This window comes from Microbulbifer maximicatervae (SeqCode), assembly GCF_052468155.1.
Window position 1 is genome coordinate 2,260,092 of sequence record NZ_CP174335.1, and the last position, 24,962, is coordinate 2,285,053.

General features: G+C 47.5%; 21 protein-coding genes. 17 read left to right on the top strand and 4 right to left on the bottom strand.

The features are described from left to right. Positions 1-58: 58 nt before the first annotated feature. The 8 genes from hisS (at position 59) to ACJJIY_RS09695 (ending at position 8,674) form a co-directional block, all read left to right on the top strand. Positions 59-1,321, top strand: a complete 1,263-nt coding sequence (gene hisS, locus ACJJIY_RS09660) for a histidine--tRNA ligase (protein ID WP_282934069.1) — start codon at positions 59-61, stop codon at positions 1,319-1,321. A 70-nt stretch (positions 1,322-1,391) separates the two neighbouring features. Then, positions 1,392-2,099, top strand: coding sequence for a YfgM family protein (locus tag ACJJIY_RS09665; protein ID WP_444895038.1), 708 nt, complete (start codon positions 1,392-1,394; stop codon positions 2,097-2,099). Beyond that, positions 2,099-3,262, top strand: a complete 1,164-nt coding sequence (bamB, locus tag ACJJIY_RS09670; protein WP_282934067.1) for an outer membrane protein assembly factor BamB — start codon at positions 2,099-2,101, stop codon at positions 3,260-3,262. Before ACJJIY_RS09665 ends, bamB begins: the two co-directional genes overlap by 1 nt. A 146-nt stretch (positions 3,263-3,408) precedes the next feature. Next, positions 3,409-4,806 carry a ribosome biogenesis GTPase Der gene (gene der, locus ACJJIY_RS09675; RefSeq protein WP_413664566.1) on the top strand — a complete coding sequence of 466 codons (1,398 nt, stop codon included), beginning with the start codon at positions 3,409-3,411 and terminating at the stop codon, positions 4,804-4,806. A 167-nt stretch (positions 4,807-4,973) separates the two neighbouring features. Then, positions 4,974-6,437: an NAD-dependent succinate-semialdehyde dehydrogenase gene (locus ACJJIY_RS09680; protein WP_444895037.1), complete on the top strand. Its 1,464-nt coding sequence runs from the start codon at positions 4,974-4,976 to the stop codon at positions 6,435-6,437. Positions 6,438-6,461: 24 nt separating this feature from the next. Further along, positions 6,462-7,145 carry a tRNA (N6-threonylcarbamoyladenosine(37)-N6)-methyltransferase TrmO gene (gene tsaA / locus ACJJIY_RS09685; protein ID WP_445359492.1) on the top strand — a complete coding sequence of 228 codons (684 nt, stop codon included), beginning with the start codon at positions 6,462-6,464 and terminating at the stop codon, positions 7,143-7,145. A 164-nt stretch (positions 7,146-7,309) separates the two neighbouring features. Next, a complete protein-coding gene (locus tag ACJJIY_RS09690; RefSeq protein WP_444895036.1) occupies positions 7,310-8,131 on the top strand; it encodes an MBL fold metallo-hydrolase in 822 nt (273 codons plus the stop codon). A 54-nt stretch (positions 8,132-8,185) separates the two neighbouring features. Further along, the gene (locus tag ACJJIY_RS09695; protein WP_445359493.1) at positions 8,186-8,674 is read left to right on the top strand and encodes a hypothetical protein; all 489 of its coding nucleotides are present in this window, start codon (positions 8,186-8,188) and stop codon (positions 8,672-8,674) included. A gap of 7 nt (positions 8,675-8,681) precedes the next feature. Here the strand turns inward: ACJJIY_RS09695 and ACJJIY_RS09700 are convergent, their stop codons facing one another. Next, positions 8,682-9,470: a class I SAM-dependent methyltransferase gene (locus ACJJIY_RS09700; RefSeq protein ID WP_444895034.1), complete on the bottom strand. Its 789-nt coding sequence runs from the start codon at positions 9,468-9,470 to the stop codon at positions 8,682-8,684. A 174-nt stretch (positions 9,471-9,644) separates the two neighbouring features. On the opposite strand from ACJJIY_RS09700, the gene ACJJIY_RS09705 reads away from it, so the two are divergent. Continuing rightward, on the top strand, positions 9,645-10,130 hold the full coding sequence (locus tag ACJJIY_RS09705) for a GFA family protein (protein ID WP_445359494.1): 486 nt from the start codon (positions 9,645-9,647) through the stop codon (positions 10,128-10,130). 69 nt (positions 10,131-10,199) lie between these two features. Here the strand turns inward: ACJJIY_RS09705 and ACJJIY_RS09710 are convergent, their stop codons facing one another. Together ACJJIY_RS09710 and ACJJIY_RS09715 are read right to left on the bottom strand one after the other, a co-directional pair. Next, entirely contained in the window at positions 10,200-11,828 is a 1,629-nt protein-coding gene (locus ACJJIY_RS09710; RefSeq protein WP_413664573.1) for a di-heme oxidoredictase family protein, read from the bottom strand. Between the two features lie 371 nt (positions 11,829-12,199). After that, positions 12,200-12,328, bottom strand: coding sequence for a hypothetical protein (locus ACJJIY_RS09715; protein WP_444926863.1), 129 nt, complete (start codon positions 12,326-12,328; stop codon positions 12,200-12,202). Between the two features lie 873 nt (positions 12,329-13,201). Here ACJJIY_RS09715 and ACJJIY_RS09720 point away from each other — a divergent pair. Together ACJJIY_RS09720 and ACJJIY_RS09725 are read left to right on the top strand one after the other, a co-directional pair. After that, the gene (locus ACJJIY_RS09720; protein ID WP_444956875.1) at positions 13,202-14,359 is read left to right on the top strand and encodes an NAD-dependent epimerase/dehydratase family protein; all 1,158 of its coding nucleotides are present in this window, start codon (positions 13,202-13,204) and stop codon (positions 14,357-14,359) included. A gap of 92 nt (positions 14,360-14,451) precedes the next feature. Further along, positions 14,452-15,480 carry a glycosyltransferase family 4 protein gene (locus tag ACJJIY_RS09725; RefSeq protein WP_445359495.1) on the top strand — a complete coding sequence of 343 codons (1,029 nt, stop codon included), beginning with the start codon at positions 14,452-14,454 and terminating at the stop codon, positions 15,478-15,480. A 31-nt stretch (positions 15,481-15,511) separates the two neighbouring features. On the opposite strand, the gene ACJJIY_RS09730 is transcribed toward ACJJIY_RS09725, so the two are convergent. Then, positions 15,512-16,369, bottom strand: a complete 858-nt coding sequence (locus tag ACJJIY_RS09730; protein WP_445359496.1) for an alpha/beta hydrolase — start codon at positions 16,367-16,369, stop codon at positions 15,512-15,514. A 134-nt stretch (positions 16,370-16,503) separates the two neighbouring features. Between ACJJIY_RS09730 and ACJJIY_RS09735 the strand changes: the two genes are divergently transcribed. From ACJJIY_RS09735 to ACJJIY_RS09760, 6 genes are all read left to right on the top strand, one after another. After that, positions 16,504-18,534, top strand: coding sequence for a protein-disulfide reductase DsbD family protein (locus tag ACJJIY_RS09735; RefSeq protein WP_445359497.1), 2,031 nt, complete (start codon positions 16,504-16,506; stop codon positions 18,532-18,534). A gap of 2 nt (positions 18,535-18,536) precedes the next feature. Continuing rightward, the gene (locus ACJJIY_RS09740) at positions 18,537-19,163 is read left to right on the top strand and encodes a thioredoxin family protein (RefSeq protein ID WP_445359498.1); all 627 of its coding nucleotides are present in this window, start codon (positions 18,537-18,539) and stop codon (positions 19,161-19,163) included. A gap of 15 nt (positions 19,164-19,178) precedes the next feature. Next, positions 19,179-19,682: a protein disulfide oxidoreductase gene (locus tag ACJJIY_RS09745; RefSeq protein WP_444895028.1), complete on the top strand. Its 504-nt coding sequence runs from the start codon at positions 19,179-19,181 to the stop codon at positions 19,680-19,682. A 166-nt stretch (positions 19,683-19,848) separates the two neighbouring features. Continuing rightward, positions 19,849-20,670: an MBL fold metallo-hydrolase gene (locus ACJJIY_RS09750; protein ID WP_444895027.1), complete on the top strand. Its 822-nt coding sequence runs from the start codon at positions 19,849-19,851 to the stop codon at positions 20,668-20,670. A 181-nt stretch (positions 20,671-20,851) separates the two neighbouring features. Next, a complete protein-coding gene (locus ACJJIY_RS09755) occupies positions 20,852-21,559 on the top strand; it encodes an aspartate/glutamate racemase family protein (RefSeq protein WP_445359499.1) in 708 nt (235 codons plus the stop codon). Positions 21,560-22,325: 766 nt separating this feature from the next. Beyond that, positions 22,326-24,854: a TonB-dependent receptor plug domain-containing protein gene (locus tag ACJJIY_RS09760; protein ID WP_444895025.1), complete on the top strand. Its 2,529-nt coding sequence runs from the start codon at positions 22,326-22,328 to the stop codon at positions 24,852-24,854. Positions 24,855-24,962: the final 108 nt, after the last annotated feature.

The window sequence follows — 24,962 nt, forward strand, 5'->3', positions numbered from 1 at the left end:
AGGGCAACAGCTCCCTGCGCAAGACCCAATTAATTGAGTGAAAAATTAAGGAACAGCGTTGAAACAGCTTCGCGCAATTCGCGGCATGAACGATCTGCTACCGGAACAGTCCCCGGTATGGCAGTACGTGGAAGCCACACTGAGTGAACTTACTAGTCGCTACGGCTACACCGAAATTCGCACTCCCTACCTGGAGTCGACCCAGTTATTTTGCCGTGCGGTGGGCGAGGCTACCGATATTGTCGAGAAGGAAATGTACACCTTTGATGACAAGAGCGGTGACAGCGTTACCCTGCGCCCTGAGGGCACAGCGGGCACTGTGCGTGCGGCGATCCAGAGCAACCTGCTGAACCAGCCACAGCGCCTGTGGTATTTCGGCCCTATGTTCCGCTATGAGCGCCCACAGAAGGGGCGCCTGCGTCAGTTCCACCAGTTTGGTGTCGAGGTGTTTGGCATTCAAGGGCCGGATATCGATGCAGAAATCCTGATCATGACTGCACGACTGTGGCGTCAGCTGGGTATCAGCGAACATGTGACCCTGCAGCTCAATTCCCTGGGTAACGCCGAGAGCCGCGCTGCTTATCGGGATGCGCTGGTCACTTATTTAAGTGAGCGTCGTGACCAGCTGGATGAGGACAGCCAGCGCCGTCTGGAGCGCAATCCGCTGCGAATTCTCGACAGTAAAAATGCGCAAACTCAGGAACTGCTGGCGGATGCGCCCTGTCTACTGGACTTCCTCGATGAGGAATCCGCCGCCCACTTTAGTCAGTTAAAGGCACTTTTGGACGGGGCAGGCGTTAAGTATGAGATCAATCCCAAGTTGGTGCGCGGTCTCGACTACTACGGAAAAACTGTATTTGAGTGGGTGACCGACAGCCTCGGTGCCCAGGGCACTGTATGTGCCGGTGGCCGCTATGACGGCCTGGTAGAACAGATGGGTGGCAAAGCCACCCCGGGAGTGGGTTTTGGCCTGGGTGTTGAGCGTCTTGTATTGATGCTAGAAACCCTAGAAGTGTTGCCTGAGTCCCTTTCGCAACAGGTAGATGCCTACCTGGTTGCCGTTGGTGATGTACAATCAGCTGCCATGACAGCCGCCGAGCAATTGCGCGACGAGCTGCCCTGGTTGCGACTGCAGTTGCACTGTGGTGGAGGAAGCTTTAAAAGCCAGATGAAGAAAGCTGATAAGAGCGGCGCCGATTATGCGCTGATTATCGGCGAAGATGAGGCTGCAAGTGGTCAGATAACTGTGAAGTACCTTCGCGCTGACCAACCGCAGCAAACGCTGGCACCGAAAGAGCTGGCAGCACTGCTGCAAGGCTGAAAGAAACACTGAGGGAGGCGGAGGCCCCCGCCGGGAAAGTTAGTAATCTACAGGAAAGGCAAATTACCCAATGGCTGAGCATCTTACCGAACAAGAACAAATAGAAACGCTGAAGCGCTGGTGGGCGGAAAATGGCAAGGGAATTGTGACTGGCGTTGTGCTGGCCCTGGCCGGTTACTTCGGTTATCAGTGGTGGCAGGGAGATCAGCGCACTAAGGCTGAAGCGGCCTCTGACCTGTACCAGACTTTCGTTGAAGCGGTCTCCGCCAACAACAATCAACCGGACAACAAGCAGCTTACCACTGCCAAGAATGTGGCCGAGCAGCTGAAAGACGATTTTGCCAAACGTATCTACGCCAGCCAGGCTGCACTGCGTCTCGCGGCTATTTCAGCGGAGAGCAATGACCTGGAAGCTGCCGAGCAGCAGCTGCAGTGGGTACTCGACAACACCAGTGAAGCAAGCCTGGAGTTGCTCGCTAAACGCCGCCTGGCCGCTGTTTTGGCGGCCCGTGGTGAGTCCGATGAAGGCCTGAAATTGCTCGAGGGCACTATACCCCCGGCATTCGCGGCCCTTTATTCTGAGACTCGTGGTGATATCCTGAAGCAAAAGGGTGACATCGCCGGTGCGCGTGCCGCGTACGAGCAAGCACTGACAGAGCTTCTGCCAGAGCAAGCGGGCAACACCCAACTTCTGCGCCTGAAGGCTGAAAGCCTGGCGGTAACCGAGAGCAGTGACGCTCAGAACCAAACCGAGCCTGTATCTGAGGGAGACGAGTAATGGGATTTCTGAATCGCGCTGCGGGTCGCACTGCAGCGGTGGCGCTAGCGGTGGCCCTGGCTGCCTGTGCCTCTAATGACGAGAAGGAAGATGTCGACCCCGTCGAACTGGTGGATATTAACTCCACTGTTGCCCTGCAAGAGGTGTGGTCTGCCGATATTGGCGGTATTGACCAAAAGCGTTACGCGATGCTGCAGCCGAGCCTTATCGATGGTCGCCTGATAGCTGCCAGCAGCGATGGTGAAATCAGTGCTTTTGATCGCAGCTCCGGGCGCAAGCTCTGGGAGACAGATCTGGATGTAGATCTGAGCGGTGGTGTGGGTACTGGCCTGGGCATGGCGGTAGTCTCCGACTACCGCGGCCGCGCTGTGGCTCTGGATCTCGAAAACGGCGCTGAGCTATGGAATTACCAGGTCTCCGGCGAAGTAGTTGCCGCTCCAGCGATCGGTGCTGGCGTGGTTGTCCTGCAGACCGTAGATGGCAAGCTGGTTGGCCTCGACGCTACCAGCGGTGAAGAGTTGTGGAGCCACAATACCAATTTGCCAGTACTGACCCTGCGCGGTACTGCAGCACCTGTTATTAGCGGTGGTATGGTGATTGCCGGCCTGGATAACGGCAAACTGCTGGCCCTGGACGCCCGCGATGGCATTCAGCGCTGGGAACAGCGAGTCGCTATTCCCCAGGGCTCTGCGGAGCTGGAGCGGGTAGTTGATATCGACGGTGCTCCAGTAGTGCGCGGTGATTTGGTGTTTGCCGCCAGCTACCAGGGCCGTGTTGTCGCCCTGTCCAAAGATAATGGCCGCGGCCTCTGGGCTCGCGATGCCTCTACCCACCACGAAGTGGCAGTAGGTGGTGGCCATGTCTACCTCAGTGATGCCTCCGGTAGCGTCTATGCCTACAATGTGGGCAGCGGCCAGATCGAGTGGAGTAATAACGAACTATTGCGCCGCGAATTGAGCGGACCGGCTTTCTTCCAGGACGTGGTCGTTGTGGGTGATCTGGAAGGCTACCTGCATGTGCTGGACCCCAATTCCGGACAATTTATTGGCCGCGAGCAGGTGGACGGTGATGCGATTCGCATCCCCATTCTGGTTGATGGCGACCTGATATTTGTGCTGTCGGATGACGGCAAGTTATCAGCTCTACGCCTCGCTGATTCCTGATAATCGCAGCCAACTGACGAGAGGCGGACAGGCTGTCCGCCTTAGGGCTTAGAGCCCGCAAATGGAGCCTGCTGCGCAGGCAAGTTGAAATCGCCCGCCTCGCGCGGGCTTTTGTATTTTTTTATACGGCTAAAACCAGAATTTGTATGCTGCCAGTAATTGCCCTGGTCGGGCGCCCCAATGTGGGCAAATCCACACTTTTTAACCGGTTGACCAAGTCTCGCGACGCTTTGGTGGCCAACTACGCCGGGCTTACCCGCGATCGCAAGTACGGTGAGGCGGAGATCGACGGGCGCAAGCTGTTACTGGTAGATACCGGTGGTATTTCCGGTGGCGAAGAAGGCATCGATGCGGCTATGGCCGAACAATCCATGCAGGCCATCGAAGAAGCAGACTTCGTACTCTTTTTGGTGGACAGCCGCGCCGGCCTGACCCCAGCCGACGAGATGATTGCCGAGCGCTTGCGCACCCGCTCCAAGCCCACTTTCCTGGTGGCCAACAAAGTTGATGGGGTAAACCCGGATATTGCCCTGGCACCTTTCTATGAGTTGGGTATTGGTGAGCTTTTCCCGACGACTGCTACCCACGGGCGCGGTGTTCGCTCCCTGATGCAGCGGGTCATCGAGGACCTGCCCGAGCAGGAGATTGAAGAGGAAGCCGAGGAAGCGACCGGAATCAAGATTGCCATTGTGGGCCGCCCCAATGTGGGTAAATCCACCCTGGTTAACCGCCTCTTGGGTGAGGACCGGGTTGTTGTCTACGATCAGCCCGGCACAACCCGCGATAGCGTCTATATCAATTATGAACGCGACGAAAAGCCTTACACCCTGATCGATACTGCGGGCATTCGCCGCCGGAAAAATATCAAGGAATCGGTGGAGAAGTTCTCTATCGTCAAAACCTTGCAGGCGGTGGAAGATGCCAACGTGGTGGTGCTGGTGATCGATGCCCGCGAAGGCCTGGTGGACCAGGATATGCACCTGATGGGCAGCGTGGTACAGGCGGGACGCGCGCTGGTAGTTGCCCTGAACAAATGGGATGGGCTGGAAGCGGATCATCGCGACTATGTGAAAGCCGAGTTGGAGCGCCGCCTGCGCTTTGTGGACTTTGCTGATGTGCACTTTATTTCTGCACTGCATGGCACCGGTGTTGGGCATCTGTACGAGTCCATTGAGGGTGCTTACCAGAGCGCTACAGACAAACTGTCCACTAATCACCTCACTCGTATTCTGGAGTGGGCGGTAAGTGAGCACCAACCACCTTTGGTGCACGGACATCGTATCAAATTGCGCTACGCTCACGCCGGTGGACAAAATCCGCCGGTTATTGTGATCCACGGTAACCAGACTGAGCAGGTACCGGCACATTATGTGCGCTATCTGGAGAAGACTTTCCGCAAGGCTCTGGATTTGCACGGTACTCCGGTAAAAATTGAGTTCCGCACCAGCGCTAACCCCTACGCGGACAAAAAGAACAAGCTGAGTGACCGCCAGAAGGCCAAGAAACGCCGCCTGATGAAGTTTGTTAAAAAGAAGAAAAAATAAGAGGCGGTAACTTAGGTTACCTGTAAGCCGGCAAGGGATACTGCCGGTTTGCGCACCACTCCAGCTTCTACAGCCTTAACCCACAGTGGAATGGCATTGTGGGATTTCTATCGTACCAGTGATCCCGTTTTTGATGGGGCCAGGGAAGAAACCACAAGGAGAATACGATGTTGAAGCTGAAGAATCCTGCATTGCTGCGCAACCAGTCCTATATCAATGGCCAGTGGATTGACGCTGATTCTGGCGATACCTTCGATGTGTTGGACCCGGCAACTGGCAAGGCGGTTGCCAGTATCGCCAACTTGGGGGCAGATGAGACTCGTCGTGCTATAGAAGCTGCTGATAAAGCCTGGCCTGCCTGGCGCGATACTCCGGTAAAAGAAAGAGCGAAAATACTCAGGCGCTGGTATGAGCTGATAATTGCTAACGCCGATGATCTAGCCATTATTTTGACCGCAGAGCAAGGCAAGCCACTGACAGAGTCCCGTACTGAAATTGTGTATGGTGCTAATTATGTCGAATGGTTTGCGGAAGAAGCCAAGCGCGTCTACGGGGATGTTATTAGCCCGCCTTCCAGTGATAAACGGCTCTTGGTTATCAAGCAGTCGATTGGTGTGACCTGTTCTGTAACGCCATGGAATTTCCCCAGCGCTATGATCGCACGCAAAATGGCTCCCGCTATTGCCGCAGGTTGTCCATTTATTGCCAAGCCCGCCTCCGAAACACCTCTATCCGCACTGGCACTCGCAGTTCTCGCTGAGGAAGCGGGAATTCCCCCAGGTGTTTTTAATATTGTCGCAGGGGATAAGGCACCGGAGATTGGCGCAGAAATGACGGCCAATCCCTTAGTGCGGAAATTTACTTTTACCGGCTCTACCGCTGTCGGAAAATTGCTGCAAGCCCAGTGTGCAGCAACCATGAAAAAAACCTCTATGGAATTGGGGGGTAATGCCCCATTTATTGTTTTTGATGATGCCGACATTGGCGAAGCTGTAAAGGGCGCAATTGTTTGTAAATATCGCAATGCCGGTCAAACCTGTGTATGCGCCAATCGCATTTTCGTGCAGGAAGGTGTTTACGATGAATTTGCACAGAAATTTTCCGCTGCGGTAAACCAGCTTTCCATGGGCAGTGGTTTTGATAGCGGTGTCGACATGGGCCCTATGATTACCACCAAAGCAGTGAAGAAAACGGAATCTCTGGTGGAAGATGCGCTGCAAAAAGGCGCGCAAACCTTAGTTGCTGGTGGTCCCAGTACTATGGGGGAATGCTTTTATTCTCCCGTAGTATTGGGTGGGGCCACCGATCAAATGCACTTGTTCAAAGAAGAGATCTTCGGTCCGGTAGCTCCGCTATATAAATTCTCCTCTGAAGAAGAAGTCATTAAAATGGCCAACGATACGGAATTTGGTCTGGCTTCTTATTTTTACTCCAGGGATATCGGTCGTATTTGGCGTGTTGCAGAAGGACTTGAATACGGTATGGTCGGTATCAATGAGGGTATTATTTCCAACGAAATGGCACCCTTTGGCGGTGTAAAAGAATCCGGGCAGGGGCGCGAGGGCTCAAAATACGGTATTGAGGATTACCTGGAAATAAAATATCTGTGTGTCGGCGGTATTGATAAGTAGTTTATAAAAGTGTTTGGATTTTAAATGGTTGTAGAGCCTATTGCGCGGGTGCATTCCTGCTTTGGAGAAAAGTTTGGAGTGCCCCGCCAGCCACTATTGGCGGATGCCAGTCGCGCCAGTATTGCGTTGCTACCCCCCCTGGATACGCCAGATGCAGTTGCCGGTCTGGAGCAAAATAGCCATATCTGGGTAGTGTTCCAATTTCACCAAGCCGCTGGGCAGTGGTCAGCTAAAGTGCGCCCGCCCCGTTTGGGCGGCAATAAGAAACTGGGTGTACTAGCCACTCGCTCGCCTTTTCGTCCCAATAATATCGGGCTGTCAGTAGTTCGTCTTCTGGAGGTACGCACCTCTCCTAAAGTGGAGTTGATAGTTGCCGGGGCAGATTTGGTCGATGGTACGCCAGTATTGGATATTAAACCCTATGTTCCCTATGCGGATGCGTTAACGCATGCGCAAAGTGAATTTGCTGACGCAGCTCCAGTGCAAATTCCCGTTACTATCCCCGAGTCAGTTCTGAATAAAGCCAAAGCCTACCGCGATGACTGGGGTACAGATCTCCCCCGTTTAATTAAACAGGTGTTATCCCAGGATCCAAGACCGGCATACCAAAAGACCGATCCACAGCGCACTTATGGCATGCAATTGTGTGAATTCAATTTGCGTTGGCGTTATACCGATGCCGGAATAGAAGTGGTGGCACTAGAATAACCCTCGACCAGCTAGTTTCAGTATTCTGCAGCAAGCCAGGATGCAGTTCCTTCTTAACTGCCTCCACATCGGAACGGATATGTCATCCATTTTCATGGGAAATACAATTCCCCAAGGTAAGATAATCGCCTAAAAATAGCGCCTATCTATCCAGGGGCACAACTATGCCAGTACGTGAAACCTTTAATTATCAAGGCTTAGATGCTATTCGCGTCGGCCGAATAAATATGGGCGTTAATACAACCTTTGTTGTTTATCGACTTAATGGAACTGTAATTGATACAGGTCCCAGCAATCAGTGGAAGTATGTAAAACCGTTTATCCAAAGTACACCGCTAAAACAGTTATTGCTGACTCATCACCACGAAGACCATAGCGGTAATGCCGGCGCTATCCAGAAACTTACCGGTGTACAGGCGGTTGCTCCCAATTTGACCATTGGTATATTAAAAAAAGGCTTCCGAATTCCCCCCATGCAAAAGTTGTTCTGGGGAACTGCCGGCAAAGCTGAGGTGGCACCTCTTCCAGAGGAGGTCTACATTGGTGAAGAAAAAGTGGTGCAGGTATTTAGCCCCGGGCATGCAAAGGATATGACCTGCTATTTATTGCCTGAGCGTGGTTGGCTGTTTAGTGCGGATTTATTTATTGCCAACTACTTGAAGTTCCTGCGTATTGATGAAGATGTCCCTACATTGATGAAAAGTATAAAGGGAGTCCTGGATCATTCATTTGACGTTATCCTCTGTCCTCATAGAGGTGTGGTAGAGGATGGTTGGCAGCAGTTGAATAAAAAATATGAGTATCTGCTTAATCTATCTGGAGAGGCGCAGAAGTTGAAACAACAAGGGCTGCCCTTAGAAGAGACTACTTTGCGTTTATTAGGCAAAGAAGGGTTGTTCAGCGCTTTGACTGGTTATAACTTCTGCAAGAGAAATTTAATTGCTTCATGCTTACAGGTTAACTTGGATGAGATGCCTAGATTCTAGGTTTTCATTACTTTCTAGGCAGTAGCCAATTTCGATGCAAAGTTATTTGTTAAGATGATCATTGCTTCTGGATTAAGAGTTGCAGAAGAAGGGTGTTTTGTGATCAGGGAATCGCTAAGGGTATTTATTTTTGGATTGCTTGCCTGGCCATTACTAAGCAATATATTGAGTTTTTTAAAACCTTTCCTGATTGCACTAAATTATGATGAATTTTCTGGGGGGCTTGCGCCTAGTTTGGTAGATATTATCTATCCCTATTTTACATTGGTGTCTATTGCTTTTGCCTATGCTTTCTTTATATTGACTCGGATGATAACGGGGCGGCTAAAGCGTTGGTTGTGTGTTAGTCTGGTGCTGGCTTATCTAGGTGTATCAATCTATCCAGTATTCGCTGAAGAATCTATTGTGTATTTAACTTTAAGTGGCACTCACTACTTGATTGAGTTAATTATGTTAATAATTGGTGCAACTATTATTTATAAAAGCATATCAGAATCCTCTGTGGCAGCAGGTGAGAGTGTTAGTGCTGCGAGGAAAGCCTGAATAGAGTCTATTTCTCTGCTTCAATAATAAATCGTTTGATTCTAACCCCAGCATCCTTTCGCATTTCCGAGTGGATTTTCTTATAGTATTTGTTCATTACCTGGTCGGCAAACTGCTCTCTTTCTGGGTGGCCTAGATGGCGGAACTGGGGAACCCATGATAGAAAGAAGGTGGTGAGCTTTTCCCAGGTTTGAAAATTTTCCACATGATAGATTTCATCGAATCTTGGTAAGTAGAAGCCTGCTTCTTCGGCATAGTTCTGCATTTCCTCTAGCGTATAGTGATTATAAGGATCGTGAAAACTTTCAAAATAGGGTTTCCATGTAGCTGTTTCTTGTTCCTCGTATACAGTCTCCCAGAAATTTTCATGATCAACCTGAAAACCACAAACTACTTTACCGTTATCTTTTAAATATTTGTAAAAACTATTCCAGACTTGAGCTTGGTCCGCTACCCAGTGTAAACAACTAAAAGAAAAAATAATGTCGAATTTGTAGTCGAACTGGATTTCGTCTGCGCTCATTTGCTCGAAGGATAGGTTGGGTATATTGGCGTAATTTTTATTGGCATAACAAATCATATCCTCGGTTAGATCAATACCGATAATCCTGCCATTCGTCATACGCTCAGCTAAATAGCGGGTCACCTTGCCATCGCCACAACCCACATCAAGAATAGTGGCTGCCTGGCGATAATCGCAGCGATGTATGGCTTCCATCGCGTGGCGCCACTGCATGTCAGAGGCGTTTACGTACTCTTGAGCCTGCCACTTATCATGCCTGATAGGTTCATTCATTGGTGTGACGCCCTGAGTCTCATTGGGGATGGGTGAATCAGTTTAGCCCGGATACACTTATGATCTGTGTAGCAATTTCAGTCATCGATAAATTTGGCACAAGAAACTGTGCAGTTCGTAAAACCGTCATTCTGACCACCTGCGGAACGAAAGGTAAAAGTCTGGAAAAGTACTGTGAAACTCAAAGGATCTTGCCACTGCCAATCGGTTAAGTTCAGTCTGAACTCCCGGCAACCTTATCCCTTCAACCGTTGTTACTGCTCAATATGCAGAAAAACTGCTGGAGGAGGGGGCTTTGCTATTAACCTGGGGGCAGATTTCCAAACCCTGAAAGTGGAGGGCGAGGAGTTTTTGAGTGTCTATCAGGCTGAAACTGGGGTTCGGAGTCGGGAAAGTAGCGGGAAGAGTCCGGCACAGCGACATTTTTGTTCAAAGTGTGGCAGTGCGTTATGGCTTTGGGACCCGCGCTGGCCAGAACTGGTACACCCCTTCGCTTCTGCGATTGATTCTGAGTTGCCGGTACCGCCAGTGCGTAGCCACATGATGCTGGATTATGCTCCGAGTTGGGTGCAGCCAGATATACGGGAAGGGGACGAAATGTTTGGAAGCTACCCTGAAGAGTCCCTGGCTGAATGGCACCAGCGAAATGTTCCCGATTAGGGAGGGATAAAGAGAGGCGGGGCGAGCCTGTGGCCGCCCCGCTTCAGGTTTATAGAGTTAACCTTGCGTTTATTCTTCCGCGAGATAGAGCACCAGGTTATCCAGGAAGTTGACCAGGTCTGCCTTTTCAGTGTCACTCAGCGCATCAAACTGTTCCTTGCTGGATTCAGCTTCACCACCGTGATAGACAATCGCCTCAGTCATAGTGGTGGCGCGGCCATCGTGTAAGTAAGGTGGTGTTGAGCCAACGCCCCAGAGGTTTTCTGTAAGGAATACTGAGGCTCCTACATTGCCTTCATCAATTTCCTCGGCCATGGCTGTTCCCATATCGTGACGCTTAAGGTCACCATATAGGCGGACTATAGCCCCGCCATTTTCCGATTCCTCAAATTGCCCCAGCGTTTGTCCAGAAGGAAGCTCCTGAGGGTTATCCATGATCTCTGTGAGCAAGTTAAATTGCAGGGATTGGCTGGGTAGGCCGGCTATATCGCCTGCGGGATAAGTTTCATCGCGGTAGCTAGCGTGCTGAGAGGGCTCATAGAATACCGGCGATGCAACTTCCATCTCGGGGGAGTGGCAAGAGGCACAGCCAATGGAGCTAAATAGCTCTTCGCCATTTTCGATACTGGCAATTTCCTCATTGCTTAAGGGTAGGCCGTATGTCTCCTGCTCCTCTTCCGTTAGGGAGTCGATTACGCTGTTAAGCTCGATTTTTGTTACCGGACGGGGTTGCGCTGCGTTGTAGATAGTTAACGCGGTGATGTCACCAACACTGAGTTCGTTAGTGATCGAATCAAAGTCACTGTCCGCATCACCGACCAGTTCAGTGGCCTGCATGCCCAATTCCTGGTGTGCCGCGCCACGAACGAATGCGCGTACAAATCCGGTTAGGCCTTTCCACTCAAAGGGTCTGACTACCAGGTCAGTATCGAGACCTTCAACGTTATCGTAGTTGACCTCATCACAGGAGACGGAGATCTCACCAAAGCTAACGCCTTTTGCGGTTAGTGCGACAGTCGTATCTGTGCCGGATGAGCAGCTCTCACTGATAGCCTCATCCCGCAGAGTGTGCAGTTGGGTAGTCATTTCTTCTGCTACCAACTGTACAGCCCCCATACCGAACAAGTGGGGCGACTGACGTTCGATAAATCCTCTTTGCTTGCGCTCAGGATCCATGCGAATCACATTATCGTTAACACCACCACCGCCATCGGCCACGGGTACGTTGTGACAACTGATACAGGAGTCACCGTTGGGGCCTGTCGTACGGTGGGGCAAGACATTTGCCCATGCATTTGGCCCTTTCAAGTCGGGTCGAGGGAAGCTGGTGAATCTTTTGCCGTTGCCTACATTTACGCCGACCCCGTCGAGAGCGTTGTAATTCATCTCGAATAATTCATCGCCCTCCTCAAAAGCGTGAACATAGGCTTCCAAGGTATCCATGGATTCGAGATCAGATTGCTCTAAATGTCCACCCAGGTGAATTTCAATTGCCCCAGCATGCAATATCTGTACGGTATCAAAGACCTCACTAAAATCGAAAGGAGTGGTCCTTTGCTGTCTTTGGTTTTTTCTTGCGTGCTTGGGAACTCGGTTTTTATCGTGCTTGGAACCAAAGTCGGCAAGCGCTGGAGTGGCATTAAATGTTAAAGCCGATATTGCCATAGCGACAGGCAACAGGTGTTTTTTAAGTATCATCAGCTATATCTCCGGGTACTGATATTGAGCGGACGTAAGGTGAGTTCTTCTACGAAAATGCACTCGATGCGGAGACACTCGACCACTTTTCTTTTAAGCACGATTCCCCAAAAAACTGGTTATCAGTTGTGCTACAAGGAAAAATTGATAGAGATTTTGGTAATAACATTTTTATCTCGCAAAGTGCATCCAGTGAAGGTTTAACAGCATCCTTGCAAGCTTCTTATAGGTAGAACTGTGCCTGTTCTGCCACTTATGGCAGGCGTCAAGACCACGGGAGATACAGTATTGCGATAGCAGATTTTAAAGCTCAGATTAACTGACCTAAAGATCTAAAATGCGATCCCGATTGTGTCGATTTTGCCCATAACCTACCGCGCTAGTACGCGGCTATGTTTTTGTTTTTCGGCTTTTTTAGTTGCCGTTTCTGATAAATAAGTTCCTTTGAAAGGGTAGGTATTTGCATATTTACCTTTCGGTGACATGCTTTCCTGCTTCACGGAAAGTCCCTATTCCTGGTGGTTGTGACATTAGATTTAGGAAAAAGTGCTGGTTATTAACGTTACTGAAGACAATGGATATTTTGAAAAACTTATAATTATTTTCGATTGAGAGTGAATTCCCCAATTGTGAATTCGTATTGTCTTTAGGTGACACATGGCTTGGAGGCTAATAACTTATCTGTTTGTGGAAATTTAATGTCACCTTTGTAGATAGGGTTTATGGAAACACTTCTTATCTTCGGTGCGTGCCTGTTCGTTATACCAGATCAAATTTCAGCATGCGCTTGTGAGCGTAGATACAGAGATGAAGGGTATTTGATCGCTGTCTTACTTACAGAAAGGTGCTTTGGGGGGGCGACTAATGTGAACCGTATAATTGTCAAAAAAGTTTAGCTTTATTGAAAACATGTTTGGCGTATTTTCCTTTCTAATAGAGGGATAGAGTGATCGGTCTAAAACAATGGTGTTTCCGTTCGAGTGCTCCATGTATTTAGGCTTAAAGTAAAATTGGCGCGCTATTCATTTGAATGGCGCGATAAAGATCTTTGTCGCCATATATTTCAATATAGAAACAATGAGATAGTTCTATCATTGCGCCTGTAGGCGAGGAAGCCCCCAACTTACTATCAACTACAAAGCTGCTGAGAGATATTTTTAACGAGTGGTTCGTTTTTTCTCATTGTGGCGTACAAGGAACATGGATAGTGATATGGATTGTCACGACAATGTCACAAAAAATCGAATAAATTTGCCCGTATGGCTTCGTTTAACTGTGGCTGGTACTTTTGAATGAGGTAGGTTAATTCGAAGCTGATAAAAATATTAGTGTATTCGAATTGTATAAATTCCTAAGAGTTTTTAGGGGGTAGGGTGAGGAAAGTATTGATTTTGGGAGGTGATGGATTTTGTGGTTGGCCTACATCTCTCCACCTTTCAGAGGTGGGTTATGAAGTTATTATTGTTGATAACTTATCACGGCGAAAAATTGATATTGAGCTTGAAGTTGATTCATTGACACCAATCAGGCACCTGTCTGAGCGGCTTCGTGTATGGCGTGAAGTTTCCGGTATGTCCATCAGGCATATTTATATTAACCTCGGACAGGATTTTGAGCGATTGGTCACTCTCTTAAAAGAGGAAAAACCAGACGCGATTGTACATTTTGCTGAACAGCGTGCCGCACCCTATTCGATGAAATCTGTCCGGCATAGACGTTATACACTTGATAATAACTTGAATGCTACCAATGATGTCCTGGCGGCTATAGTAGAAAGCGGATTGGATATACATTTGATTCACTTGGGTACTATGGGTGTATACGGGTATGGAACAGCTGGTCTCACTATTCCCGAAGGATATTTAAAAATCCAGGTAGAGACTGAAGGGTATTTGAGTGAACAGGAGATTCTTTACCCTAGTAATCCAGGTTCTATCTATCATATGACAAAGGCTCAGGATCAATTGTTATTTGCCTTCTATAACAAGAACGATCAGGTACGTGTCACTGATTTACACCAAGGGATCGTTTGGGGTACCCAGACCCGACAAACACAAAGGGATGAATCTCTGATTAATCGATTTGATTATGATGGTGATTATGGAACAGTCCTCAATCGATTCCTGATGCAAGCGGCGATTAATTACCCACTTACCGTTCATGGCACTGGCGGCCAGAAGCGGGCATTTATTCATATTCAGGATACCTGTCAATGTATTCAGTTAGCTATTGAAAATCCTCCAGAGATAGGCGATAGAGTCAAAATTCTGAATCAAATGACAGAGACGCATCGTATCAGGGATCTAGCAAATTTAATCTCCAACAAGACAGGGGTGGGAATTGCCTACTTGGACAACCCCAGAAAAGAGTCAGCAGAAAATGATTTGTTGGTAAATAATGACCAGCTTATCGAGATGGGGCTCAAGCCTATAACTCTGAATGATAATCTTCTCACTGAAGTTGAGGGTATTGCCAAAAAATATTCACATCGATGTGACCAAGCTAAAATCCCTTGTGTGTCGAAGTGGTGATTTTTTTATACTTCAATGGTCCTGGTTTTATATGAAATCAAGGCTGCCTGTGGAAGGTGAGGTTTAATGTCTATAGCTGAAGAGTGCAAAATATGAAGATTTTGATTGCTACGGATACTTATCCGGAGCAACTAAATGGTGTTTCCAGAGTACTGGAAAAAACTGAGAAAGAACTCATGGCAAGGGGGCACCAAGTAAAAATTGTTTCTGCTACTGATTTTACTAATTTCCCCTGGCCGGGCTATAAAGAAGTGAAAATTGCAGTATTTCCTGGTGGGAAAGCTGCCCGAATTATTGAGGATTTTTCACCGGACGCTATTCACATTATGAGTGAAGGTCCTGTGGGGTGGGCTGTTCGTGGCTACTGCAAGCGGAATAATTTGCGTTTTACGACATCTTGGCTGTCCCGTCTCTCTGAATATGTATCGATTCGCTATAAAGTTCCACTGAAGTGGTTACACGGTCTCCTTCGTCGCTTTCATAATTCCGCAGCACAAACAATGGTGACTACAGATGGTATGGCAGCGGAAGCTCGAACCTTGGGGATTGCCTGTGTCACCCGCTGGCGAAGAGGCGTAGAGTTAGAAAAATTCCATCCGGTTGAGACAAAACTTTTTGAGGGCCTAACTCGACCTATCATGCTCAATGTAGGGCGTGTTGCAGTGGAAAAATCACTGGATAAGTTTTTATCTCTTGAGTTACCGGGAACAAAAGTTATCGTGGGGGATGGTCCTCAACTCAATGAATTAAAGAGGAAGTTTCCACAGGCGGTATATCTGGGAATTAAAGAGGGTAAGGACTTAACTGAATGCTACAGCGCTGCAGATGTTTTTGTATTTCCTTCGGTAACTGACACTTTTGGTCTGGTTAATCTTGAGTCTTTAGCCTGTGGTTTGCCCGTTGCCGCCTACCCTGTGACGGGTCCGAAAGATATCATTGGTGATGCCCCCGTTGGAGCGTTGGATAGCAATCTGCAAGTGGCCATAGAAAAGGCACTATTATTGGATCGATCGGAATGTGTTACTCATGCCAGGACCTATTCCTGGGATGTGGCCACTGAGGATTTTATTTCAAGCCTGGTCCCGGTAAGTGCAGTAGAGGCTTTGCCTGTTGATGGCTAGATAAAAGCGTTGCTCGTAAAGTTCGCAAGGCTTACTTGCGAGCTGACTTGAGCAACTCAACCCAGCAGTACTTGTTAACAAAGGCATAGTGTCCCAGCTGGTGCCAGCTTTGAGTTGAGCTATTTGGCATTATACTTGAGAGATATTTTGGCATTTTAATATCAATTATATCGTCGGCATCACCATAAAATATTTTGGTGGAAGTGGTGATTTCACGAGGATCAAACCCCCAATCCCAAAGCGCCATTATCATTTCAAAAAAACCCTCCCCATGCTGCGTTGCTCCGGCAGAAAATGATTCTTCAAACATTTTCTTAAGTGCCGGGTCTCGAATAAACAGTGCGGCATCAGAGGCATCTTTCTTTGCAAAGAGCTGAATATAATCTTGTATATTACTATTGGCTTGGTATGCACTTAATCGGCACAGACAACGAGTAAGAAATTGCCAACGATGGATCTTTGCGATAAGTCTGATATCCGGGTTTTTTAGCAGGTCAGTCATTCCTGGGTAGTCCAGTGGCGCAACTGGGGCTGCAAGGGCAATTTTAGAGACTCTGTGGGGAAGTTTGTTAGCGATAGAAAGTGCATGAGGGGCACCACCTGAATGGCCGACTACCGAAAATGTCTCGATATTTAGACGATTAACCAGTTCTTCGATATCCGACCCCCAATCAACCATTCGCCGGCCTCTATGGGGAGATGATCCCCCCACACCAGGTTGATCTACAGAGATGATTCTTACGCCAAGAGATGCGGTAAGGTCCTTATCAGGATTGCGAATTAGTCGCGAATCTGAGAAGCCATGATTGAAAAGCACAGGCCAGCCATTTGGATCACCATAGTCATCATAAGTAAGGATACGGCCGTCACTTATCTGCAAGGCAGGCATTCTGGGCGCTTCTTTAGGTTAGGTATGATCGGAGTATAGTGAGACTTCGTTTTGTGATGGGTGAGGCCAATGTTGTAACTTGTATCTGACCCAAAGGGGGAGTACCAGTTGATTAGGCGAGAAGGAGAATCACATTGAAAATAAAGACCACGCTGATCAACATCTGCTGTTTAACGTTACTGTTGGTTGCGGGTCTCCCTGTAGCACAGGAGACGGCATCTGGTGATCACGTCAAGGTGCGTTGGCTGGCACCTGATACATTTCGCCAAGGAATGAGAGAGACGGTTGGATTCTACTTTGAGGTAGATCCTGGATGGCATGTGTATTGGCGTAATGCTGGAGATTCAGGGGCGGCTCCACGGTTTGATATGGAGGCTCAGGGCGCTTTATTAGGGCCGATCGAATGGCCATTCCCAACGCGCCTCCGGGTAGAGCATCTTACTAACCTGGGGTACTCCGGGAATGTTGCCTACCTGTTCCAGCTCCTCCCAGATAAGCGCACGCAAGAGGTTACCCTGCATGCGGACCTGGAGTGGTTGGTTTGTAAAGTGGATTGCATACCGGGCTTTGCCACTATGAGTCTTGTACGGTCGGTTGCAGAGCAGGCGGCTTGGCCAGCTACAGATCTGGCGTTAAGGAATTACTTTGCCAACAGGCTTCCAGGGGGGGGAAGTGAGAGCCCGTGGCAACCAGTATCCATTTCAGCGCGAGGTAGTGAGCATATTACTTTGCAGCTCAGAGGGAATCGTAGCGATGAAATACCTAGCATTTTCCCCGTAAATGGTGACTTGTACTCTGCGTCTGAGCCAGAAGTTCAGCGCGAAGATGAAACTCTCCTCTACAAGTTCAAGCGCCTGCCGGGCTCTGAGATTAGTGAAAGCAGTGATTTTGTGATTGCACACTCGAGCCGGGCCTGGAAAGTCTCTGCCCCCCTCTTATCCCAAGAGGGAATTGAGACGAGTGCAACCTCTATATGGCTTTTACTTCTGTCAGCATTTATTGCCGGTATCCTATTGAATCTGATGCCCTGTGTTTTCCCCGTACTGTCCATAAAGCTATTTGGACTGATTAACGGTGGTAATCGTCCAGCCGAACGTTTGCGTGAATCTTTCCTATATAGCGCCGGCATTATGGTGACTTTTCTTGCCCTGGGGCTTGCTTTATTGGCGCTACGCTGGGGGGGATTGGCCGTTGGCTGGGGTTTTCAACTTCAGTCACCGGTTGTGGTAATTGGGTTAATTATGCTCTTCTGGCTGATGGCCCTATCCTTTAGCGGCTTTTTTGAGTTTGGGCACCGATTAATGGGGCTTGCTAGCTCCAATAGCCGTGGCTCCTTTACCACCGGTGTTTTAGCTGTCTTTGTTGCCGCCCCCTGTACCGGTCCATTTATGGGAGCAGCTCTGGGAGCAGCGGCGGTGATTCCTCCACTTCAGGCTCTACTCATCTTCTTATGCCTCGGTTTAGGGCTCGCTGCGCCATTTATTTTGATGTGTGCAAGTCCTGTAATACTGAGGCATCTGCCAGCTCCAGGTCCATGGATGGAGAAGTTGCGTCAGTTTCTTGCATTTCCGCTTTACGTAACGGTGATATGGCTACTATGGATTTTAGGGCGCCTAGCTGGGGACTCTGGTTGGTTGGCCGGTTTAAGCCTGTTGCTCGTTGTTACTTTTGCAATCTGGCTAGTAAAAAATTTTTCCAAAAAGGGGGGAGCAGCGGGTCTGATTTGTGTCGCTGCTACTTTGCTAATATCTCTACCGGCAATCCGTATGGAGGGTGGTGAGCAACCTGCAGAAATGGCGTATGACTGGCATCGTTATGACAAGGCACTTTTGGCGGAAGCCTTGGATAATGGGCGCCCTGTATTTATTGACTATACCGCAGCCTGGTGTATTACCTGCCAGGTAAATAAAAAGCTGGTGCTTGATACCCCGAGTGTACAAGCATTATTTAAAAAGAATAACGTGCTTCTAATTCGGGCCGACTGGACGTGTTATAACCCTGAAATTACTCAAGCTTTGCAGGATTTGGGGAGGAACTCTGTACCTGTATATGCATGGTATCCTGCAGGAGAGAAAAAACCAGAGTTACTTCCACCACTGCTGCAAGAGTCTTTAATTGCAGCACTGTTTAGTAAGCACTTAACTGTTAATAGTGAGGATGGTTAATTATGAAATTATTTTTCAACGTGAATAATTCGATACTTAGAGGAGTTTTGCTTTTATTCCTGATGTTGCCGAGTGTTGTGTTGGCAGCAGCCGTTCCTGGACAAAAAGCGCCAGAATTCTCAGTAGTGGATGCTGCTGGAAAAACTCACAATCTCTCCGATTACACAGGCCAATGGTTGGTTATTGAATGGTTTAATAAAGATTGCCCCTATGTCAGGAAACACTATGGCAGTGGTAATATGCAGTCCCTTCAAAAAAGGTATACAGCACAGAAAGTAAATTGGCTCACGGTTATTTCTTCAGCTAAAGGAAAGCAGGGCTATTTGGAGCCAGAGCAGGCTATGGCAGTTGCACAGAGTCATAACCTCGGCGCAAGCGTACCCTTCTTGCTGGATACCTCTGGAGTTATGGGGCGTGCTTATGGGGCTAAAACTACTCCGCATATGTTTATCATTAATCCTCAGGGGGAAGTCGTATATGCTGGAGCCATTGATGATAATGACTCAGCCAATCCTGCGGTTCTAGGCAGTTCACACAATTATGTTTCTGCTGCACTGGATGCTTCACTGAAGGGACTGGCTGTGCCCAAGTCTTCATCGCGGGCTTATGGGTGTAGTGTGAAGTACTAAAGGAGTTTATTTGGGGTGGAAAAAGCTCGTTATAGCTACCTGGTTCAGGCCTTGATATTTATCACCTTGGCGGTACTAATGGTTACTGCCGTGGGTTATTTCCACCAAAGAGATATCCCTGAGAACCAGGCCCCTCAGTTAGAGGGGCAATCGCTGCAGGGAAATATTATTGACCTAAAGCAAATGTACTCTAAAGGTCCAGTATTAATTTATTTTTGGGCAACCTGGTGCCCCTATTGCCGGATAGTTTCCCCCGCTGTGACTGACCTGTCTCGGGATTACCAGGTTGTTGGTGTTGCGATGCAGTCTGGAACAGAAGAGGTGGTTACCGAATATATGCGGAATCACGAACTTGCTTTTCCTACTCTAAATGATCCATATGGTGTTTTAAGTGCCCAATGGGGCGTTAAAGTGACGCCAACCTTGCTGATTGTCGACACTGACGGGCGCGTTGCCTGGGTCACTACTGGAGCCACATCCAAGTTGGGTTTGCAGTTGCGCTTAAAGATGACAAAGTAGCTTGTCACCATTAATGTCACTTTGTCGTATTTAAGCTTATATCAAACTCTCTTTCCCTGAGCCTGCGATGGTTGGCGTTAAAATTGCCTAATTGCCGGGGAGGACTGCCCTTATAGATATGCTTCTATAATTCCTTAAAGGTCTGTCTCTTGCGCTGGAGAGTGGCGTGTCGGTTATTGATTCTTTTGACTATCAAGATCTGGATGCGCAAAGGGTCGGCCGTTTCGATTTTGGTATCAATACAACCTTTATTGTATATCGGTTGGGTGACACTATTATCGATGCCGGCCCCAGTAACCAGTGGAAATACGTCAAGTGGTTTGTAAAAAATAAACCTTTTCGGCAATTAGTCCTCACCCATCACCACGAAGATCATAGTGGTAACGCCGGTGCAATTTATAAGCTTACCGGTATACAGCCAAGAGCCCCTAAGGCGACAGTAGAGATATTAAAGAGAGGTTTTCGGATACCGCCAATACAGATGCTGATTTGGGGGAGGGCCGGGCGTGCGGAAGCTGCGCCACTACCGGAAGATTTAAGGTTCTCCGGCGAAAAGGTAGTTGTTATCCCCGCACCAGGGCATGCCAAAGACATGACCTGTTATCTGGTTCAGGATCGAGGGTGGATATTCACTGCTGATTTGTATGTAGCTAGTAAGTTAAAGCTGTTGCGTAAAGATGAAAGTATTCCAATTTTAATGCACAGTATCAAAAAAGTGCTCACCTATGATTTTGATATTATATTTTGTCCTCATAGAGGGATTGTAGAAAAAGGAAAAGTTCGCTTACAAGCCAAGTATGATTATTTGTTAAATCTTGCAACTGAAGCACGGGAATTGGACCGGCAAGGATTGCCTCTTGGTGAGATTACCCACCGGCTATTGGGAAGGGAAAACTTGATGAGTGTCGTGTCCGGTTACAACTTCAGTAAGAGAAACTTAATAGCTTCCTGTATGCGGGTTGATCCTACAGAAGTGTCTGATTATTGATCTTTCACTAAGAATAAGAAAAGTATTAAATCACGTCCGTATGTAATTTATAAGTGAGTACCGATTTTATATAAATTGGTACTTTTAATTAAGTTGTCGCTATTCCTGAATGCCCTCAATTTACAATCAGTCTTTCGACTCTCTCATGTTAGTATTCGCAACATGTATTAAGGGATATTAGATGAGCTCAAAGATGAAGAAGATTGGCCTTTTGGGTGGAATGAGTTGGGAGAGTACAGCAATTTATTATCGCCTGATTAATGAAGGAATTGCTCAAAGGTTAGGAGGGCTGCACTCGGCCGAAATTCTACTTTATAGCGTCGATTTTGAAAAAATTGCACAGTTACAAATGGAGGGTGATTGGACTCAGGCAAGTAATCTATTGGTTGAGGCGGCAATATGCCTGGAAAAAGCTGGTGCTGAGGGCATTTTATTGTGCACTAATACTATGCATAAAGTAGCTGGAGATATTATCGAGACTATTGATGTACCTTTTTTACATATTGGTGATGCTACAGCTGAAGCACTTAAGAACAGAGGGATAAAGACCGTCGGCTTGTTGGCGACAGCTTTTACTATGGAGCAAGATTTCTATCGTGGCTATATGCAGGAAAAGTATGGGATTGAGGTTTTGATTCCGGGGCCCAGCGATAGAGAGATAGTCCATAGGGTTATTTACGAAGAGCTCTGTGAGGGGAGAGTCCTTAACAGTTCAAAAATGGAATTTATTCGTATTGTGGATTTGCTATCCAATCGAGGTGCCGAAGGTGTGATCCTAGGGTGTACAGAGATTTGCATGTTGCTTTCGCAAGAGGATACCTCTACTCACCTGATGAACTCCACAGAGATTCACGCTCAAGCCGCAATAAAGTTCGCACTTGATTGTTGAATAGTGTTGCTAGGTTTACTTAGAGATATCTTTGTCAACCAAAAGTTAGACTGATAGTTCACTGTGACGTTTATTAAAGCCACTCTACTAGCTTCGAAGCGTATCAGTGGGTGGTTTTTTTATAACACAAATCTACTCTTGTTAGGTTTGCTTGTCCCATATTCGTTAGTTTTTTAGTATTAACCTCTTTTGTTAAGTGGGTTTTCTGTGGATGTTTGTCTGTGAGTTAGAGCTGACAAGATAAAATATCTTCACGGTATTTGTTTGTGAAATGATATTTATCATGTTTATTACGGTAGGCTAAGGTTATTTTTTTACCTCAAATCATCAAATAAGTTTCATTTGTCCTCTGTAGAAGTTATTATTTGGGATATACCCTGCTTGTGTATGTGCGCTCTATTTTGCTTCCTCTTGTAATTAAATTTAATTTAATCATCTAATTAGATTTATTTTATTTTTGGCAGTTTTGTCAGTATCTACATTTTTAGTCGTTCTTAATTTTTAAAATTGCCTTTTTTGCTCTTGCAAATTGTAGTTTTTCTGGCATTTTCTCTGGTTGTCACACTTCTTGCAGTGAATGTATTGGTGGTAACCTCCCTCTGCATAAGCGAGCTTTCAAGTGCGTAAAAAATTTTTATTGATCTCCTGGAGCACTACCTTAATTAGCCAATTTATTTTTGCTGTAACGCACAAATTGGTTTAAGTGAAAGCTGGTTGATTTGGCTCGGAAGAAAATAAGAGATAACTAAAACAGGGTATTTCTCCTATGAATGAAAAAAAGAAGCGCTGGCTTACGGCCTGTGGCGCTCCCTCTCTGCTGGCAGCTTCGATTGCTGCACTAAGCAGTCCCACTTTTGCTGAAGATGCACTCCTTGAGGAAGTGATAACAATCGGTACCCGTGTTGAAGGGCGTTCCGCTACAGATTCCTCCGCTCCCATCGATATCGTGACCGGAGAAGAATTTGTAAACCAGGGTGATGGAGATCTCAGTAACCTGCTTAGAAACGTTGTTCCATCCTACAACGTTAATGCAAAGCCAATTTCTGATGCTGCCTCAATTGTTCGCCCTGCAAACCTGCGTGGACTGCCACCCGATAGCACACTGGTTCTGGTGAATGGTAAGCGTCGCCATCGCGCTGCCGTCATTTCCTTCCTCGGAAGTGGTGTTTCAGATGGTGCCCAGGGGCCAGATATCTCTGCAATTCCGGCGATTGCTCTGAAACAGGTTGAGGTCCTGCGTGATGGTGCCGCAGCCCAATATGGCTCCGATGCGATTGCCGGCGTTATCAACTTTCAGTTAAAGGATGCAGCTGAGGGCGGAAGTGTTGAAGTCAAGCATGCAACCACTGCTGAGGGTGATGGTGATCAAAGCACCGTTGCAGCTAACTTTGGCTTGCCATTGACAGACGCCGGCTTTGTGAATGTTAGCCTTGAGTACCGTGAGCAGGATTCTACCAGTCGAAGTGTCCAGAGAGATGATGCTGCTCAGTTGATCGCCGATGGCAATACCTATGTAGCTAATCCTGCACAGATCTGGGGCCAGCCAGAAGTTAATGACGACACTAAGTTCTTTGTTAACAGCGCCATAGAGCTAAATGATACCGCTGAGCTGTATGCCTTTGGTAACTACGCGAGTCGTTCTACTGATGGAGGGTTCTATTTCCGAAATCCCGAGAACCGATCTGGGGTTTTTACATATGAGGAAAAGACAGACGTAAACGGGAATGGCGTTATAGATGACGACGAAGTATTCATCCACCCTCTAATTGGTGACTTAGATCCCAGTAACGGTATTGATGATTGCCAGAACGTGAGTGTGTCGGAAGCTCATGATCTCGATGAGTGTTTTTCTTATACAGAAATGTTCCCTGGAGGATTTACGCCAAGATTTGGTGGAGATCTAGAGGATTATTCTGTGGTCTTCGGCATACGGGGAGAATTTGCCAATGGGATTGGCTACGATGTTAGTGCCAGTAGAGGCCATAACGAAGTAGATTTCAATATTTATAATACGGTAAACGCTACTTTGGGCCCAGATACTCCGACTGAGTTCAGCCCTGGTGGTTATGCTCAAACTGAAACTAATTTTAATATTGATTTAACAAAGAGCACAGAAGTTGCTGGCTTGCCGCTATTTATGGCGACGGGCTTTGAATGGCGAGAAGAAGAATTTGAAGTAAAACAGGGTGATACCGCATCCTGGCAAATTGGCGATTTGGCAGAACAGGGTTTCTTGATTGGGTCTAATGGGTTTTCTGGTTTTGGCCCAGAAACTGTAGGCACTTTCGACCGCGACAATATAGCGATTTACTCTGACTTTGAGCTCGAAGTAAATGATGATCTTCGATTAGGCGCAGCTTTGCGTTGGGAAGATTTTTCTGATTTTGGCGATACTTTTAACTATAAACTGTCAGGTCATTACACAATCAATGATGCTATTGCCTTGCGCTCTACATGGAGTACGGGCTTCCGTGCACCAACTCCAGCACAATCTAATATCAGCAATGTAACAACAGCTTTTACTAATGGCCAGTTAGAGAACAAGGGCACTATCCCACCAACAAACCCAATTGCTCAGTTAAGAGGCGGAACGCAGTTACAGCCAGAAGAATCTGATAGCTTTACATTGGGGGCGATATTCTCAGCAGGTGATTGGGAAATTACAGTTGACTATTTCCAGATTTCTGTGGATGACAGGATTACTCAGTCGGCGGATCAATTGCTGACCGATGATGAACGCGCTCAGTTAGTGGCTGATGGTATCAGCGGCGCTGACTCTTTAACCTTCTTCCGTTTCTATACTAATGATTTTGACACTAAAACCCGTGGTGTTGACGTAGTAGCAACCTATCCAGTAGGCGATGCTACGGACCTTAGTTTCGCTTGGAATTGGACTGATACTGAAGTAACTGATTTCAGGGAAGAGACTATAAGTGATATGCGTCTTAGGCAGCTGGAAGACGGATTGCCAAATGTTCGTGGTAATGCCACTTTTAATCACACAGGAGATAATTGGCGAGGCCTAGTGCGACTCAACTACTACGGTAGCTACTGGGAAGCACATTTGGATGACTATAGTCTGCCCATCGACGCTGGTGATGAATTTACAGTAGATATTGAGGCTGCGTATGACTTCAATGATTCCATGACCTTGATCGCAGGTGCGGAAAACGTATTCAACAACTATCCAGATAAAAACCCCTGGTCCGGTGTTGCTGGAGCGGAATATCCGGAAACGGCACCTATGGGATTCAATGGAGCTCTGTACTACGTAAGAGCGCAGTATGAGTTCTAAGTAATCCCAGCTGTAGCTGGCATTTTGTAGCTGGCTAACCTGGGTATTCTTAATACCGGGTTAGCCAACTGCAGAATTATGTGACGATTAGATCCCGCTGTAAGTAGC

Excerpts from the sequence above, each read along its gene's own strand:
- bamB (WP_282934067.1), top strand. The coding sequence starts at position 2,099 with ATGGGATTTCTGAATCGCGCTGCGGGTCGCACTGCAGCGGTGGCGCTA.
- ACJJIY_RS09730 (WP_445359496.1), bottom strand. The coding sequence starts at position 16,369 with ATGCCTGCCTTGCAGATAAGTGACGGCCGTATCCTTACTTATGATGAC.
- ACJJIY_RS09700 (WP_444895034.1), bottom strand. The coding sequence starts at position 9,470 with ATGAATGAACCTATCAGGCATGATAAGTGGCAGGCTCAAGAGTACGTA.
- ACJJIY_RS09710 (WP_413664573.1), bottom strand. The coding sequence starts at position 11,828 with ATGATACTTAAAAAACACCTGTTGCCTGTCGCTATGGCAATATCGGCT.
- ACJJIY_RS09680 (WP_444895037.1), top strand. The coding sequence starts at position 4,974 with ATGTTGAAGCTGAAGAATCCTGCATTGCTGCGCAACCAGTCCTATATC.
- ACJJIY_RS09760 (WP_444895025.1), top strand. The coding sequence starts at position 22,326 with ATGAATGAAAAAAAGAAGCGCTGGCTTACGGCCTGTGGCGCTCCCTCT.
- ACJJIY_RS09740 (WP_445359498.1), top strand. The coding sequence starts at position 18,537 with ATGAAATTATTTTTCAACGTGAATAATTCGATACTTAGAGGAGTTTTG.
- ACJJIY_RS09695 (WP_445359493.1), top strand. The coding sequence starts at position 8,186 with ATGATCATTGCTTCTGGATTAAGAGTTGCAGAAGAAGGGTGTTTTGTG.
- der (WP_413664566.1), top strand. The coding sequence starts at position 3,409 with ATGCTGCCAGTAATTGCCCTGGTCGGGCGCCCCAATGTGGGCAAATCC.
- ACJJIY_RS09755 (WP_445359499.1), top strand. The coding sequence starts at position 20,852 with ATGAGCTCAAAGATGAAGAAGATTGGCCTTTTGGGTGGAATGAGTTGG.
- tsaA (WP_445359492.1), top strand. The coding sequence starts at position 6,462 with ATGGTTGTAGAGCCTATTGCGCGGGTGCATTCCTGCTTTGGAGAAAAG.
- ACJJIY_RS09665 (WP_444895038.1), top strand. The coding sequence starts at position 1,392 with ATGGCTGAGCATCTTACCGAACAAGAACAAATAGAAACGCTGAAGCGC.
- ACJJIY_RS09690 (WP_444895036.1), top strand. The coding sequence starts at position 7,310 with ATGCCAGTACGTGAAACCTTTAATTATCAAGGCTTAGATGCTATTCGC.
- ACJJIY_RS09725 (WP_445359495.1), top strand. The coding sequence starts at position 14,452 with ATGAAGATTTTGATTGCTACGGATACTTATCCGGAGCAACTAAATGGT.